The following is a 14,166-nucleotide window of genomic DNA, read 5'->3' on the forward strand; positions in this document are numbered from 1 at the left end:
TAAAAAAATAGCTCACTCAAAAGAGTGAGCTATTTTAATCTACTATTGTAGAGTTACATCTTGAAGCATTAACATACCTGTTGGGTGATGCCATAGACCTTGTACACGATCACTTACACCAAGTAGATACTCATTGTAGTGAGTGTAGATCATTGGAGCTTCTTCAACAAGAATTTCTTGAGCTTGGCTGTAAAGTGCTAAACGCTCATCTTGATCAGGATTTTGACGAGCTTCAACTAAGATCTCATCTAATTCAGGTGTACTGAAGAACGTACGGTTACCAGCTTCACCATAGTTTGCAGAGTGGAATAATGGGTACATTCCGTAGTCAGCGTCACCAGTTACAGTAGTCCAACCAAGGATGAACATGTCATGAGCACCATTAGCAGTTTGCTCTAAGTAAGCACCCCACTCAAGTACTTCAACATTAACAGTAATTCCGATTTTTGCTAATTCAGCTTGAACGAACTCAGCAGTGTCCATACGACCACGGTTGTCATTTGTCCAAATTGTTGTTTCAAAACCATCAGCGTAACCTGCTTCAGCAAGTAATTCTTGAGCAGCTTCTAAATCATAGTCAAGAGCATCTTGAGACTCATCAAAACCAAATACATCTGGAGCTAAAGGTCCAATTGCCGGAACACCTACTCCGTCATTAATTGCATTAACGATTGTTTCATTGTCAATTGCCATTGTGATAGCTTGACGAACAAGTTTGTTATCAAATGGTTCTTTTTCTGTGTTAAATGCAATGTAAGAAAGAGCAACAGATGGTTGACGGTTAACGAACATACCATCAGTTCCTTCTACACGGCTAACATCAGAAGGATCTAAAGGATCAGAGATATGAGCAACACCAGTTTCTAACTCAGCAATACGAGTTAATGATTCTGGAACAACTTTGAACGTAACAGAATCAAGCTTAGCAGGCTCTCCCCAGTAATTATCATTTTTAACTAGTTTAATTTCGTTACCTGGATCCCAAGAATCAAACTTGAAGTAACCAGTTCCGATTGGCCCAGCAGAGATCACGCTTCCTGGAGTTTCTCCCTCAGCCATTGCAGCATAGTCAGCTTCAATTAACTCAGCAGAGATCATACCACCACCGTTATGAGCTAAGTGAGCAGGTAACGGAGCAAAAGGATATTCAGTTGTGATACGTACAGTATACTCATCAACAACTTCTACATCCGTAATCATGTCATAAAGGAAAGAACGAGGTGAAGCAACTTCAGGATCTAATACACGATCAAGGTTTGCTTTTACTACCTCAGCATTAAAATCAGAATCATCATGGAATTTTACACCTTCACGAAGGTGGAATTCCCAAACATTGTCTTCAACCGCTTCCCAACTTTCAGCTAGTCCAGGTTGTAGCTCCATGTTTTCATCTTGTTTAATAAGAGCTTCAAAGATATTTTGCGCTACATCACTTGAAGGAGTGTCATTTGAACCATGCGGGTCAATTGCAACAGCGTCAGAAAGCTTAGCGATAACTAAATCTCCACCTTCACCGCCACCTTCAGTAGCTTCTTCACCTTCAGCAACGTCTTCTCCTTCAGCAGGAGCTGGAGTTGCGTCTGGCTCACTAGCACAAGCGGCCATGAATAAACTGAACGCTAGTACCAAAGCCAAAAAGAAAAACGAATTTTTTGACATTTTCATCAAAAAATACCCCCTATAAATATTTTTTTATTTTAGAACCATAATTAATATATCGTAATACGAAAATAAAAACAAGTTGTTTTTTCAAAAATACTTTGCTAGAAAACTTGACAAGTTGTTCACCTTTAACGGATTTTTCAATTAATTTGTACTTTATAGTAGTTTTACCGATATAATAACAGCTATATATTAAATAGAAGAAATTATTTCATCATAATAATATTTCCATTGTAAATACCACTCAGCATGCTATAATTAAAATTTGTGAAATAGTATTTATCTTGTCGAACAAGGTCGAATATTCAGACTTTGTTTCAAGGTGCAAATAAAACCATTTAAGAAAGGGTGTAAGTTATGAGCGATCAGTCAGTTAAAAACACAGAAACTCTTAGCCGGCCTCCAAGTCCAACTGCTGAAAGATGGAAAAGCTTCTATAAGAAATTACGAAAAAATAAAGCAGCAATGGTTGGTGGTCTACTCATTATCTTCTTTATCTTATTAGCAATTATTGGACCATTCTTCACACCGTATGAACCGAACGTTCAAAATCATGTGAATAAGTTAGCTGGTCCATCCGGTGAGCATTGGTTTGGTACCGATCATCACGGACGAGATATTTTTAGTCGCATCATCCACGGAATGTCTATTACATTATATGTTGGTTTCTTCTCTGTTTTTATCGGTGCAGTTTTTGGAATATTCCTTGGAATTGTGTCGGGTTATTACGGTGGAAAAATCGATACAGTTATTATGCGTATTATGGACATCTTCTTAGCTTTCCCTGGTATTCTTTTAGCACTTGCAATTGTTAGTGTACTTGGCGGAAGTCTTACAAACGTTATTATTGCTGTAGGTATCTTTTCAATACCTGTTTTTGCTCGTATTGTACGTGGTTCAACGCTCGCAGTACGTAAATTGGAATATATTGATGCCATGAGAGCACTAGGCGCTAGTGATTCACGTATTATCTTTAAACATATATTGCCTAACGTTACTTCTCCATTAATTGTTCAGGCTACGTTAAGTATTGCAACATCTATCTTAACAGCAAGTGGCTTGTCCTTCCTTGGAATGGGTGCACAACCTCCAACTCCAGAGTGGGGCGCCATGTTGAGTGGTGGACGTAACTATATGTGGGATGCCCCACATGTTGCATTCTTTCCAGGAATCGCAATTGTTATTGTTGTACTAGCATTTAATATTTTTGGTGATGGCTTACGAGATGCATTAGATCCTAAAATGAAAAACTAGAAAGAGGTGCAGAAAAATGTTTACTTTTATCATACGTCGTCTTCTTCAGACGATACCCGTTTTAATTGGTGTAACTATTCTAACGTTTGGTTTAATGCACCTCATCCCTGGTGATCCTGCTCAAATTATGGCCGGTGAGAGTGCTTCTCCTGTACAAGTTGAGCAAATGCGAGAGCGTTTAGGATTAAATGAACCAGTACCGGTTCAATATGCAAAATATGTTTCTGGTGTTGTGCAAGGGGATTTAGGTAGTTCTATAAGAAGTGGACGTTCCGTAACAGCAGAAATTTCAGGACGTTTCTGGGTTACTGTTGAATTAGCGATATATAGTACGATTTTAAGTGTTTTTATTGGAATCATTGCTGGTATCGTATCAGCAACAAAACATTACACCATTACTGATGTAACGATTATGATTATTGCATTGTTTGGTTTATCGATGCCTAACTTCTGGTTAGGACTCATGCTAATCCAGTGGCTTGCCATAGGATTTGAAATAGGGCCTATACACACCGGCTGGTTCGCTGCTTCAGGTTGGGGTTCTTGGCAACAAATTATTCTTCCTGTCGTTACTCTAGGAACAGCAGGTGCAGCTATTATCGCCCGTATGACGCGCTCAAGTATGCTTGAAGTTATTGGTCAAGATTATATTCGTACTGCTCGTGCCAAAGGGGTAAAAGAACGCGTTGTTATTTACCGTCACGCGTTAAAAAACGCCTTAATTCCGGTTGTAACTGTTGTTGGTTTACAATTTGGTGGACTATTAGGTGGAGCTGTATTAACTGAAACTGTTTTTGCTATTAACGGAATGGGTCGTTTAATCATTGATGCCATTCGTGCTCGAGACTTCCCGATTGTACAAGGGACAATTCTTGTTTTTGCATTATTATTTGTTGCAGTTAACCTACTTGTAGATATTGCTTATCGTTTCTTAAACAAACGAATCGATTTAAATTAAATGCCGTTTTTATAGATATAAAAAAAAGAAAGGTGTGAAACCTTGTGACAGATACAATTCTAGAAGTTCGAGACCTCCGTACCTCGTTTTTTACGGAAAACTTTGAAGTTAAAGCCGTCGACGGTGTCAACTTTTCGGTACCTAAAGGGAAGACATTAGGAGTTGTTGGTGAGTCTGGATCTGGTAAGAGTATTACATCTCTTTCCATACTCCGACTTATTCAAAATCCAGGAAAAGTGGTTGGTGGACAGGTATTATTTAAAGGGGAAGATTTACTAGAAAAATCAGAGGCTCAAATGCGAAAAATTCGCGGTAATAAAATCTCAATGATTTTCCAAGAACCTATGACGTCTCTAAATCCAGTCTATACAGTTGGACAGCAGATTGGTGAAGCATTTCAAATTCATGAAAAGTTGAATAAGAAAGAATCAATTAAACGTTCAGTGAGATGTTGAAGCTCGTTGGGATTCCTTCTCCTGAACAGCGAGTTCATCAGTATCCACACGAACTTTCAGGTGGAATGCGTCAGCGTGTAATGATTGCAATGGCTTTAGCTTGTAACCCTGACTTATTAATTGCTGATGAGCCAACAACAGCTTTAGACGTTACCATTCAAGCACAAATTTTAGAGCTAATGAAAGACCTTCAAAGTCGTTTAGGAATGTCCATCATCATGATTACACATGATCTTGGTGTTGTTGCAGAAACATGTGATTATGTTGCTGTTATGTATTGTGGAAAAGTCGTTGAGTATGCTTCTGTTGCGGACCTATTCAAAAACCCTAGACATCCTTACACAGTCGGTTTATTAAATTCATTGCCTCGACATGATATTGATTTAGAAGATGAAGAATTATCCGTTATTAAAGGGGCTGTGCCTAGTCCTACTGACATGCCAACAGGTTGTCGCTTTTCACCACGTTGCCCTTATGCAAGTGATATCTGTGTTGAGCGTCTTCCTGAACTTGAAGAAGATGAAAATGGCAACCAAATTCGTTGCTGGATCTACTCTGATGAGTGGGATGGCGATCCGGAGGTGACCGTGCATGAAAAAAGAACTACTGAAAGTTAATGACTTAAAGCAGTACTTCCCGATTAAAGGTGGAATGCTTGGACGGACAGTGAACCATGTTAAAGCAGTAGATGGCGTCAGCTTTACTGTTTACGAGGGTGAAACGGTAAGTATCGTAGGTGAATCTGGTTGTGGGAAGTCTACAACAGGACGCGCAATTCTCCGACTTGATGAACCAACTTCCGGAGCTGTTGAATTCCAAGGTGAAGACTTGCTATCACTAAATAAAGCTCAAATGCGTAAGAAGCGTAAAGATCTACAAATTATATTTCAAGATCCATACGCATCGATTAACCCGCGTCAAACGGTGCGTCAAATTTTAGATGAAGCTTTAGAAATCCAAAACGTTGTACCTAGGTCTGAACGCGATGCAAAAATTCGTGAACTAATGGATACTGTTGGTCTTGGTGCACACCAAATTGATCGTTTCCCACATGAATTTAGTGGTGGACAACGTCAACGTATTGGGATTGCTCGAGCTTTGTCAGTAAATCCTAAGCTAATCATTTGTGATGAAGCTGTATCTGCCCTTGACGTATCGATTCAAGCACAGGTTCTAAATTTATTAAAAAGATTGCAACGTGAATTCCAACTAACGTACTTGTTTATTTCACATGATTTAGGTGTTGTTCGTCATATCTCTGATCGAGTAATTGTTATGTATCTTGGTCGAATTGTTGAAATCGGCGACAAGAAATCAGTCTTTGATAATCCACAGCATCCTTATACAAAAGCTTTATTATCAGCGATTCCTGTTCCCGATCCTGAGAAAGCGAAAGACCGTATTATTCTAAAAGGTGATGTTCCTTCACCTATAAATCCTCCAACAGGCTGTCGTTTCCATACACGCTGTCCATTTGCGACAGACTTGTGTAAAACAGACACTCCTGAACTAAAAGCAGAGGATTACATGAAAGAAGGCCACCTCGCTGCCTGTCACTACATGGACGAAATCGAATCAGGAAAGCACAAACCTAAGTACTAGAGATCATAAAAAACCAGGTCGCACTTTGACCTGGTTTTTTATGATCGAAGCAACGTGCGCAGCCACTGCCATCTTTTAAGCTTCAAGGAGTGGGGTTCTCCTTGAAGCGTGCAGTGAGTGGAGCCGTTGCTAACTTCTCCGCTTTATCTCCAGACCGCTCTTTGGTCTGTTTTTTCTATTCTAAGCAATGTGCGGAGCCGTCGTTATCTTTTAAGCTTTTTGAGTGGGTTTCTCAAAAAGCGCACGACGTGCGCAGCCATTGCTAACCTCTCTCTTTATCCCAGGTCGCACTTTGACCTGGTTTTTTTATGATCGAAGCAACGTGCGGAGCCACTGCTATTACTTTCAACTCAATCTAAACGAAAACCGACTGCATGAATGCACAGTCGGTTTTCGTTGCTTATTTAACTGTTATTTTATCAACGTTCCCCATATAAGGACGTAACACTTCCGGAACGACCACAGAGCCATCTTCTTCTTGATAATTTTCAAGGATTGCAGCGACTGTACGGCCGACTGCAAGGCCAGATCCGTTTAAGGTATGAACAAATTCTGGCTTCGCTTTTGGTTCAGGACGGTACTTAATGTTTGCACGACGTGCTTGGAAGTCCTCAAAGTTACTGCAAGAAGAGATCTCACGGTATGAATCATTACTAGGAATCCACACTTCAATATCGTATTTTTTTGCAGCTGTGAAACCTAAATCTGCTGTACACATGCTCAATACGCGGTAAGGTAACCCCAAAAGCTGCAGCACTTTCTCAGCATGTCCAGTTAACGTTTCTAAAGTTTCGTATGAGTCCTCAGGCTTCACAAAGCGCACTAGTTCAACTTTATTGAATTGGTGCTGTCTAATTAGCCCACGAGTGTCCCGTCCCGCTGAGCCTGCTTCAGAGCGAAAATTAGCACTATACGCCGTATAAGCAATCGGTAACTGTTCTGCAGTTAAAATTTCATCACGGTGTAAATTTGTAACAGGTACCTCTGCCGTTGGAATCAAAAAGTAATCCAAATCTTGAATTTTAAAAGCATCTTCTTCAAACTTAGGTAGTTGACCTGTGCCCGTCATACTTGCACGGTTTACCATATATGGAGGAAGTACTTCTTCATAACCATGTTCATCTTGATGTAAATCCATCATAAAGTTAATCAATGCACGTTCTAAACGAGCTCCCAGACCCTTGTAAAAAACAAATCTGCTTCCTGTTACTTTAGAAGCACGTTCAAAATCAACAATTCCTAGATCTGTAGCAATGTCCCAATGAGCCTTTGTCTCAAAGCCAAATGAACGTACTTCTCCCCATTTTCGTACTTCCACATTATCATCTTCAGTGTCACCAACTGGGACACTTTCGTGTGGGACATTAGGAATCGTTAACAGAATTCCTTCAAGTTCTTCTTCTGTTTGGCGTAGCTGCTCATCAAGAGATTTAATTTTCTCAGACACTTCTTTTGTTTCTTTGATTAGATGATCAGCATCCTGTTTTTCGCGCTTAAGTTGTGCCACTTCTTGAGAAACTTGGTTTCGTCTACTTTTCAGTTCCTCAACTTCAACAATAATGGTTCGACGTTTTTCGTCTAACTCCTCGAAACGATCTAACCCAGAAATGTCTTCTCCTCTAGTTGCAAGTCTTTCCTTTATATCAATAAAATCTTTACGCAATCGCTTTACATCTAACATTTCTTGTCCTCCTCTTGTCTTATCTTTCCTATTCTACCAAATTACAAGGAATAAAAAAAAGCCCTCATCCCTTCTATATAAAGAAGGGACGAGAGCACCCGCGTTACCACCCTTGTTGCCTAGGTATTAGGGTGCACTTCCCTAATACCTAAATGCCACTTAGCAATAACGGCTGCTAACCGAGAAGTGTTTCTCCTTCTACTCCAAGGTGGATTCCATACAAGCACTGACCGATTCACACCTACCATCGGCTCTCTGAACAGTGCGTTGCATGTACTAATCCTTATCAACGCATTTCCTTATTTTTGTTTAGATTCTTCTACTATTTGAACAAAATATTGGTGAAAACGATGATCATCCGTTAGTTCAGGATGGAACGAGCAAGCAAGAAAATTTCCTTGTCTAGCTGCTACAATCTCATCACCGTACTTAGAAAGAACTTGAACATCTTCTCCAACTTCTAAAATGAGCGGCGCACGAATGAAAACAGCACGAATGTCCTCACCGACTCCTGCAACATGAAGATCTGTTTCAAAACTCTCACGTTGTCGACCAAATGCATTACGCAGCACTTTCATATCAATTACCGCTAAATGCCCTTCATCTTGTCCTTCAATTTGTCCTGCCATTAAAATGGCTCCTGCACACGTTCCAAACATCGGCTTCCCTGCTGCAGCAAACTCTTTTAAAGGCTCTAAAAAACCATAGAGATTGATAAGACGACGCATTGTTGTACTTTCTCCGCCAGGTAGAACAAGTCCATCTATTTCTTCTAACTGCTCCACTTTTTTGACTACTACTACTTCTGTATCAGGAGCCTCTAAGCAATTCACATGCTCCCTAACTGCTCCTTGTAGTGCCAATACACCTATTTTAACCATTATAAATCCTTTCCCTTTTCCCTAAGCAGGTACTTACCAGCCACGCTCTTGCATGCGCTCTGTTGGGTTAAGAGTCGAAATTTCAATACCTTTCATTGCATTGCCTAGTCCTTTAGAAAGTTCAGCAATTAATGCGTAATCTTCATAGTGTGTTGTTGCTTCAACAATAGCACGAGCGAACTTCTCAGGGTTGTCCGACTTAAAGATACCAGAACCAACGAATACTCCGTCTGCACCTAACTGCATCATTAGCGCAGCATCTGCAGGAGTTGCTACTCCACCAGCAGCGAAGTTCACAACAGGCAATTTACCTGTTTCTTTAATTTGAAGTAAAAGATCAAATGATGCACCAAGGTTTTTCGCCTCGGTCATTAATTCATCCGTTGACATTTGTTTTACTTTGTTAATTTGACCTTGAATCATACGCATGTGACGCACGGCTTCAACAATGTTACCAGTTCCAGGCTCACCTTTCGTACGGAGCATTGATGCACCTTCACTAATACGGCGAGAAGCTTCACCTAAGTCACGTGCCCCACAAACAAATGGTACAGTGTAATCACGTTTATACAAATGGAATACTTCATCAGCAGGTGTTAATACTTCACTTTCGTCAATATAGTCAACACCCATTGCTTCTAAAATACGCGCTTCAACAATATGTCCAATACGAGCTTTTGCCATTACAGGAATTGATACAGCATTTAATACTTCCTCAACAATGGTAGGGTCAGCCATACGAGCTACTCCACCTGCTGCACGAATGTCTGCTGGTACACGCTCAAGTGCCATAACAGCAACTGCACCTGCAGCTTCCGCAATCTTTGCTTGCTCTGCATTGATAACGTCCATGATGACGCCACCTTTTTGCATTTCTGCCATACCTCTTTTTACTCGATCAGTTCCAATTTGACTCATTTCGTATATCCTCCTATACCGTCTCTTCTTATGTTGATATTTTATCCTACATTAGTATACCTTAAAACGAGTTTTTTCGCATAAATTTTCAGTTTTTATTTTAGCAAAAAACGGGCACCACGTAAAATGTGTACCCGTTTAAGAAAACTTATGAGAATAACCCTTTCACTGCATCGGCGACACCATTCCAAATGCCAGCAAAGAAACCACCAATCGAACGCATCGTCATCGAGAACCATCCTGCTTTTTCAACAGCTTCATTTGTAACTACTGCTACTTCAGGACGTTGAGTAGTATAAATAAACTCTTCCTCTTCTTCCCCCGTATAAACAAGGCTTAAAGTTCCTACTTCTGTACCCGCTTCAAATGGAGCTACAACCTCTCCATTCTCATTTAACGCTGTTCCACCAAAAACAATCTCCGTTGCATAAAGGTCTTCTTCACCATTTCGAACAATCGTCGATAGCGAGTCGACTGTTGATACCGTTACCTCTTTTTCTTTTCCTCCAGCAACTTCTAAGATATTAAGTCCTTCAGGAGCATACCCTGCATCAACAATTTCTGCTTTTGAAAAATGATTAAATCCATGGTCTAATAATTTAGCTGTTTCAACAAATCGAGCTTCACGTGTTGGAGTTCTCATGACAACAGAGATCAAACGAATATCGCCTCTTTTTGCGACTCCCGTAAAAGCTGCACCTGCAGTCGAGGTTGAACCTGTCTTTAATCCTTCAATTCCATCATAAGCAAATCGCTCTAAATCTGGTTTAATCCCTGAAACCATCCAATTCCAATTTTCCATTAAAACCGCTTCATCTTCTGGATGAGCAGTAAATTCTTTTTTGGGTATACTTGCTGTTTCCAATACTTCTGGATAATCGTTTACTAAATGATATGCTAACTGTGCAGTTGCTCTTGCAGACATTACATTTTCTGCATCAGCACCTGTACCTTCAGGGTGATTACCATTTAAATCGCTATTATTAAGGCCTGTAGAATTGACAAACTCGTAATCCGTTAATCCTAGTTCTTCCGCTTTCGCGTTCATCATTCTTACAAACTCCGATTCTGAACCAGCAATCAATTCAGTTAATGCAATCATAGAAGCATTCGCAGAATAAATCGTTACTGATTCATACAGATCTCTAACTGTATATGAAAAATCCTGTCTTAGATAAACATTTGATAACGTTGTATTCCTAGATAAATCTCTAACAAACTCACTAATGGGTACCTCTTGGTCCCATGAGATCGTTCCATTTTCTACTGCTTCAAAAATTAGATACTGACTCATCATCTTGGTCATACTTGCAATAGGGAGAATACTATCAATACTCTTTTGATAGAGTATTTTTCCACTTTCTGCATCAATTAAGATGGCTGCATCAGCATCTAAATCTATGGATGCATCTACTTTTCCTGGATTTACATACAATGTTAAAACCAAAGCTAATGATAATATAATTAATAGTGGTTTTTTAAAGAAATTTACCACACTAGCACCTCCACGCATTTTCACATAGACGTTATTTTATCATACCTATGAGAAAAAAATAGATAAATAGAGTCCTATCTATTTACTATTTTTAGACAAAAAAATGCCCAAAAGAGAATTTTTCTCTTTTAGACATCCTTTTTATTATAATGAGTAGTTTGGTGCTTCTTTTGTGATTTGAACATCATGTGGGTGGCTTTCACGAAGACCAGCCCCTGTAATTCGAATAAATTGACCATTTTCTCTTAACTCATCTAATGTCGCTGTACCGCAATAGCCCATTCCGGCGCGAATACCACCAATTAACTGATGAATCGTATCATTTAAAGGTCCCTTATAAGGAATACGTCCTTCAATACCCTCTGGAACTAATTTTTGAGCATTTTCTTGGAAGTAACGGTCTTTACTTCCTTTTTCCATTGCTCCTAATGAACCCATACCACGGTACACTTTAAATTGACGTCCTTGATAGATCTCACGTTCTCCAGGACTTTCAGAAACCCCTGCAAGCAAGCTTCCAAGCATAACAGCATGTCCACCAGCTGCAAGTGCCTTTACAATATCCCCTGAATACTTAATTCCACCATCTGCAATAATTGGAACTCCATGCTTCTGTGCTTCTCTCGCACAATCATAAACAGCTGTCACCTGAGGTACTCCAATTCCAGCTACTATACGTGTCGTACAGATTGAACCAGGACCAATTCCTACTTTTACTACATCCACACCCGCTTCAATTAAATCACGTGTCGCATGTGCCGTCGCAACGTTTCCAGCAATTATCGTTAGTTCCGGATATTGAGCGCGTACATCACGAACTTTATCAAGAACTCCTTTTGAATGCCCATGTGCTGTATCAATTACAATCGCATCAACACCAGCTTCTACTAATGCAGCAATGCGAATATCTGCATCTGCAGACACACCAATTGCAGCAGCCACAACTAGGCGCCCTTGAGAGTCTTTTGCAGAATTAGGGAACTCAATTACTTTTTCAATATCTTTAATTGTAATTAGTCCTTTTAACACACCTTCATCATCAACAAGCGGAAGCTTCTCAATCTTATATTGCTGAAGGATCTTTTCAGCTTCACGTAGAGTTGTTCCTACAGGAGCAGTAACTAGATTTTCTTTAGTCATTACTTCATCGATTTGAATTGAATAATCTTCAATAAAACGTAAATCACGATTTGTAATAATCCCAACAAGTTTTTGATTTTCATCAACAATTGGTACACCTGAAATACGATATTTCCCCATTAGGTGCTCAGCATCAAAAACTTGACGATCTCTTGTTAAATAAAATGGGTTGGTAATAACTCCACTTTCAGAGCGTTTAACAATTTCAACTTGTTCTGCTTGAAGTTCAATCGACATATTTTTGTGAATAACTCCAAGTCCACCTTCGCGTGCAATAGCAATGGCCATTTTGGCTTCCGTTACTGTATCCATTCCAGCACTAATAATTGGAATGTTTAGTTGTAGATTTTTGCTTAAAGTCGTTTTTACTGAAACATCACGAGGTAAAATTTCTGATTTCCCTGGTATTAGAAGCACGTCATCAAAAGTTAATCCTTCTTTTTGAAACTTATTTTCCATCATATTTCTGCCTCCCCAAATCGTTTTTTATCGAAAAATATTATTAGTAGCTTATCAAGTGGGCAAACTACTGTCAAGAATCGATATAATGTGCCACTTTTTTGAATATACAGAACATAAGGAGGTTTGATGTTCTACAATGATTGACGATTTATTTATTCCCTTTTATTCAGCTACCTACTCAAGAAAATATTTAACGGATCAGTATGAAGCAAATAAGGTAAGTCAGGCAAAAACCAAAAGCTATCAAGTTTGCTCTTCTTTTATGTATCATTTGCAACATGGACAACTTTACTTCAATCAGGGAACACACTCCCCTATTGAAATAAAGCCTGTCCTTCTTTTTTATGGTGCCGTACAGCTCTTAAAAGCATGTATCCTTACAAGAGACCCTAACTATCCAGAAAACTCACAGGTGCTTGCTCACGGCGTTACAACACGCAAAAGAAAAAAGGCAACATATCGTTTTTTAGAAGATGAAGTTAAAATCCAGAAAAATGGACTTTTTTCTCACTTTTTAGACAAAATGTTTCACATGAAACATTTGGAAGGCGAAAAATATCAAATGGTAACATTGCTTCAGCACATTGCTGATATGCATCCATTATTTAAACGCCTTACTAAAAATTCTCTCTCTTATAAAGCTAAGTTACAAAATAACACTGTGTTAATGTCACAAGAAATTTTGGATGGCTACCATATGACGGTAAATCGTTTTGAGCAATTTCTAGAGACAAATACTACAGCGAAGGACTCCAAAAATGTGAAGGTACAAGAAGAAAAAAATAACATCAAAATACTCTTCTCGAAACTTCCACCTAGATGGACTTCGCAACCTTGGTTATATGACATTACAGGAGACATGTATTTACTTAAAAATCGCGAACAGGTTCACTCTTACCAGCTACCTGAGTTAGCTAGTCACTTTTTATTGCTTTATAACTTAAGCATGATTTGTCGATATGAAGCTGAGTGGTGGGGGATTTAATCCATACATTTGATGGAACTGATTTCCCCTATATTTCTCACTACCTGCGGATAGTTGAACAAAAAATACCTCTTATCATTGCGAGTTATCTAGAGTCGAGTGGAGAGTAGTTGTTAGGGTTACTTATGTTATTTCAAATCTGAAATAACATTTAAACCGTCGACCCCAAGGCAAATTATTAACTATCTTCACTACGGTTTAGAAGAGGATGAACAGTGACTGAAGTAGGTGTCCAAATGAGTTAGGTGGCTACATAGTCACCACTCCTAACAGTATCAAAAAGTTGCAATTATGCCTCTTTGAATTGCTAACTCGTTAAAAACAAAGAAATAGCTGCTCTTTTAGCAGCTATTTCTTTGTTTTTTTGCTTTAAAGTTTAATAAAATGTAAGGTAATCATGATTTATTGTCGGGATTGCTTTGTTTATTGTCGGGATGGGAGGATTTATTGTCCAGTTCAAGCTGTTTATTGTCCAGTTAGGTTATTTTATTGTCTAGAGACCTTTCAGAGCGGTACAAGTTGTTTTTCAAGAACCATTCGCTCTGTTACCAACGGTTCATTTGAAGAAGATGTTATTTGCTTCAAATGGTAGCCTTACATAATATTTATGTACGTAAAAAAGACAATCCAATGGATTGTCTTTTATCTGCCTGGCAACGTCCTACTCTCACGA

10 protein-coding genes, 1 pseudogene and 1 other annotated feature are annotated in these 14,166 nt (G+C 39.1%); of the genes and pseudogenes, 5 read left to right on the top strand and 6 right to left on the bottom strand.

Going from position 1 to position 14,166, the window contains the following annotated elements; all coding sequences use genetic code 11:
• Nucleotides 1–42: 42 nt before the first annotated feature.
• Nucleotides 43–1,665, bottom strand: a complete 1,623-nt coding sequence (locus JCM9140_RS19900) for a glutathione ABC transporter substrate-binding protein (protein ID WP_034750729.1) — start codon at nt 1,663–1,665, stop codon at nt 43–45.
• A 354-nt stretch (nt 1,666–2,019) separates the two neighbouring features.
• Between JCM9140_RS19900 and JCM9140_RS19905 the strand changes: the two genes are divergently transcribed.
• The 4 genes and pseudogenes from JCM9140_RS19905 (at nt 2,020) to JCM9140_RS19920 (ending at nt 5,931) form a co-directional block, all read left to right on the top strand.
• On the top strand, nt 2,020–2,916 hold the full coding sequence (locus JCM9140_RS19905; RefSeq protein ID WP_034750732.1) for an ABC transporter permease: 897 nt from the start codon (nt 2,020–2,022) through the stop codon (nt 2,914–2,916).
• Nucleotides 2,917–2,932: 16 nt separating this feature from the next.
• Nucleotides 2,933–3,874 (top strand): ABC transporter permease, encoded by a 942-nt coding sequence (locus tag JCM9140_RS19910; RefSeq protein WP_034750735.1) that lies wholly within the window; start codon nt 2,933–2,935, stop codon nt 3,872–3,874.
• Nucleotides 3,875–3,918: 44 nt separating this feature from the next.
• Nucleotides 3,919–4,946, top strand: a pseudogene (locus JCM9140_RS19915) (ABC transporter ATP-binding protein).
• Entirely contained in the window at nt 4,921–5,931 is a 1,011-nt protein-coding gene (locus JCM9140_RS19920) for an ABC transporter ATP-binding protein (RefSeq protein WP_034750738.1), read from the top strand. Before JCM9140_RS19915 ends, JCM9140_RS19920 begins: the two are co-directional and overlap by 26 nt.
• Before the next feature lie 400 nt (nt 5,932–6,331).
• Here the strand turns inward: JCM9140_RS19920 and serS are convergent, their stop codons facing one another.
• From serS to guaB, 5 genes are all read right to left on the bottom strand, one after another.
• Nucleotides 6,332–7,612: a serine--tRNA ligase gene (gene serS, locus JCM9140_RS19925; protein ID WP_034750741.1), complete on the bottom strand. Its 1,281-nt coding sequence runs from the start codon at nt 7,610–7,612 to the stop codon at nt 6,332–6,334.
• Nucleotides 7,613–7,693: 81 nt separating this feature from the next.
• Nucleotides 7,694–7,911: a binding site (T-box leader), on the bottom strand.
• A complete protein-coding gene (gene pdxT / locus JCM9140_RS19930; protein ID WP_034750744.1) occupies nt 7,912–8,493 on the bottom strand; it encodes a pyridoxal 5'-phosphate synthase glutaminase subunit PdxT in 582 nt (193 codons plus the stop codon).
• 33 nt (nt 8,494–8,526) lie between these two features.
• Complete coding sequence (gene pdxS / locus JCM9140_RS19935; RefSeq protein WP_034750746.1) at nt 8,527–9,411, bottom strand: pyridoxal 5'-phosphate synthase lyase subunit PdxS; 885 nt, start codon at nt 9,409–9,411, stop codon at nt 8,527–8,529.
• Nucleotides 9,412–9,559: 148 nt separating this feature from the next.
• Entirely contained in the window at nt 9,560–10,906 is a 1,347-nt protein-coding gene (locus JCM9140_RS19940) for a D-alanyl-D-alanine carboxypeptidase family protein (RefSeq protein ID WP_235715417.1), read from the bottom strand.
• Between the two features lie 144 nt (nt 10,907–11,050).
• On the bottom strand, nt 11,051–12,508 hold the full coding sequence (gene guaB, locus JCM9140_RS19945; RefSeq protein WP_034750752.1) for an IMP dehydrogenase: 1,458 nt from the start codon (nt 12,506–12,508) through the stop codon (nt 11,051–11,053).
• 136 nt (nt 12,509–12,644) lie between these two features.
• Here guaB and JCM9140_RS19950 point away from each other — a divergent pair, with 136 nt between their 5' ends.
• Entirely contained in the window at nt 12,645–13,493 is an 849-nt protein-coding gene (locus tag JCM9140_RS19950; RefSeq protein WP_235715418.1) for a YaaC family protein, read from the top strand.
• The last annotated feature ends 673 nt before the right edge of the window (nt 13,494–14,166 follow it).

This window comes from Halalkalibacter wakoensis JCM 9140 (genome assembly GCF_000513095.1).
Lineage (GTDB): Bacteria > Bacillota > Bacilli > Bacillales > Bacillaceae_D > Halalkalibacter > Halalkalibacter wakoensis.

Coding starts and splice junctions, on each gene's coding strand:
- JCM9140_RS19900 (WP_034750729.1), bottom strand. CDS start 1,665: ATGAAAATGTCAAAAAATTCGTTTTTCTTTTTGGCTTTGGTACTAGCG.
- JCM9140_RS19910 (WP_034750735.1), top strand. CDS start 2,933: ATGTTTACTTTTATCATACGTCGTCTTCTTCAGACGATACCCGTTTTA.
- guaB (WP_034750752.1), bottom strand. CDS start 12,508: ATGATGGAAAATAAGTTTCAAAAAGAAGGATTAACTTTTGATGACGTG.
- pdxT (WP_034750744.1), bottom strand. CDS start 8,493: ATGGTTAAAATAGGTGTATTGGCACTACAAGGAGCAGTTAGGGAGCAT.
- JCM9140_RS19950 (WP_235715418.1), top strand. CDS start 12,645: ATGATTGACGATTTATTTATTCCCTTTTATTCAGCTACCTACTCAAGA.
- JCM9140_RS19920 (WP_034750738.1), top strand. CDS start 4,921: ATGAAAAAAGAACTACTGAAAGTTAATGACTTAAAGCAGTACTTCCCG.
- serS (WP_034750741.1), bottom strand. CDS start 7,612: ATGTTAGATGTAAAGCGATTGCGTAAAGATTTTATTGATATAAAGGAA.
- pdxS (WP_034750746.1), bottom strand. CDS start 9,411: ATGAGTCAAATTGGAACTGATCGAGTAAAAAGAGGTATGGCAGAAATG.
- JCM9140_RS19905 (WP_034750732.1), top strand. CDS start 2,020: ATGAGCGATCAGTCAGTTAAAAACACAGAAACTCTTAGCCGGCCTCCA.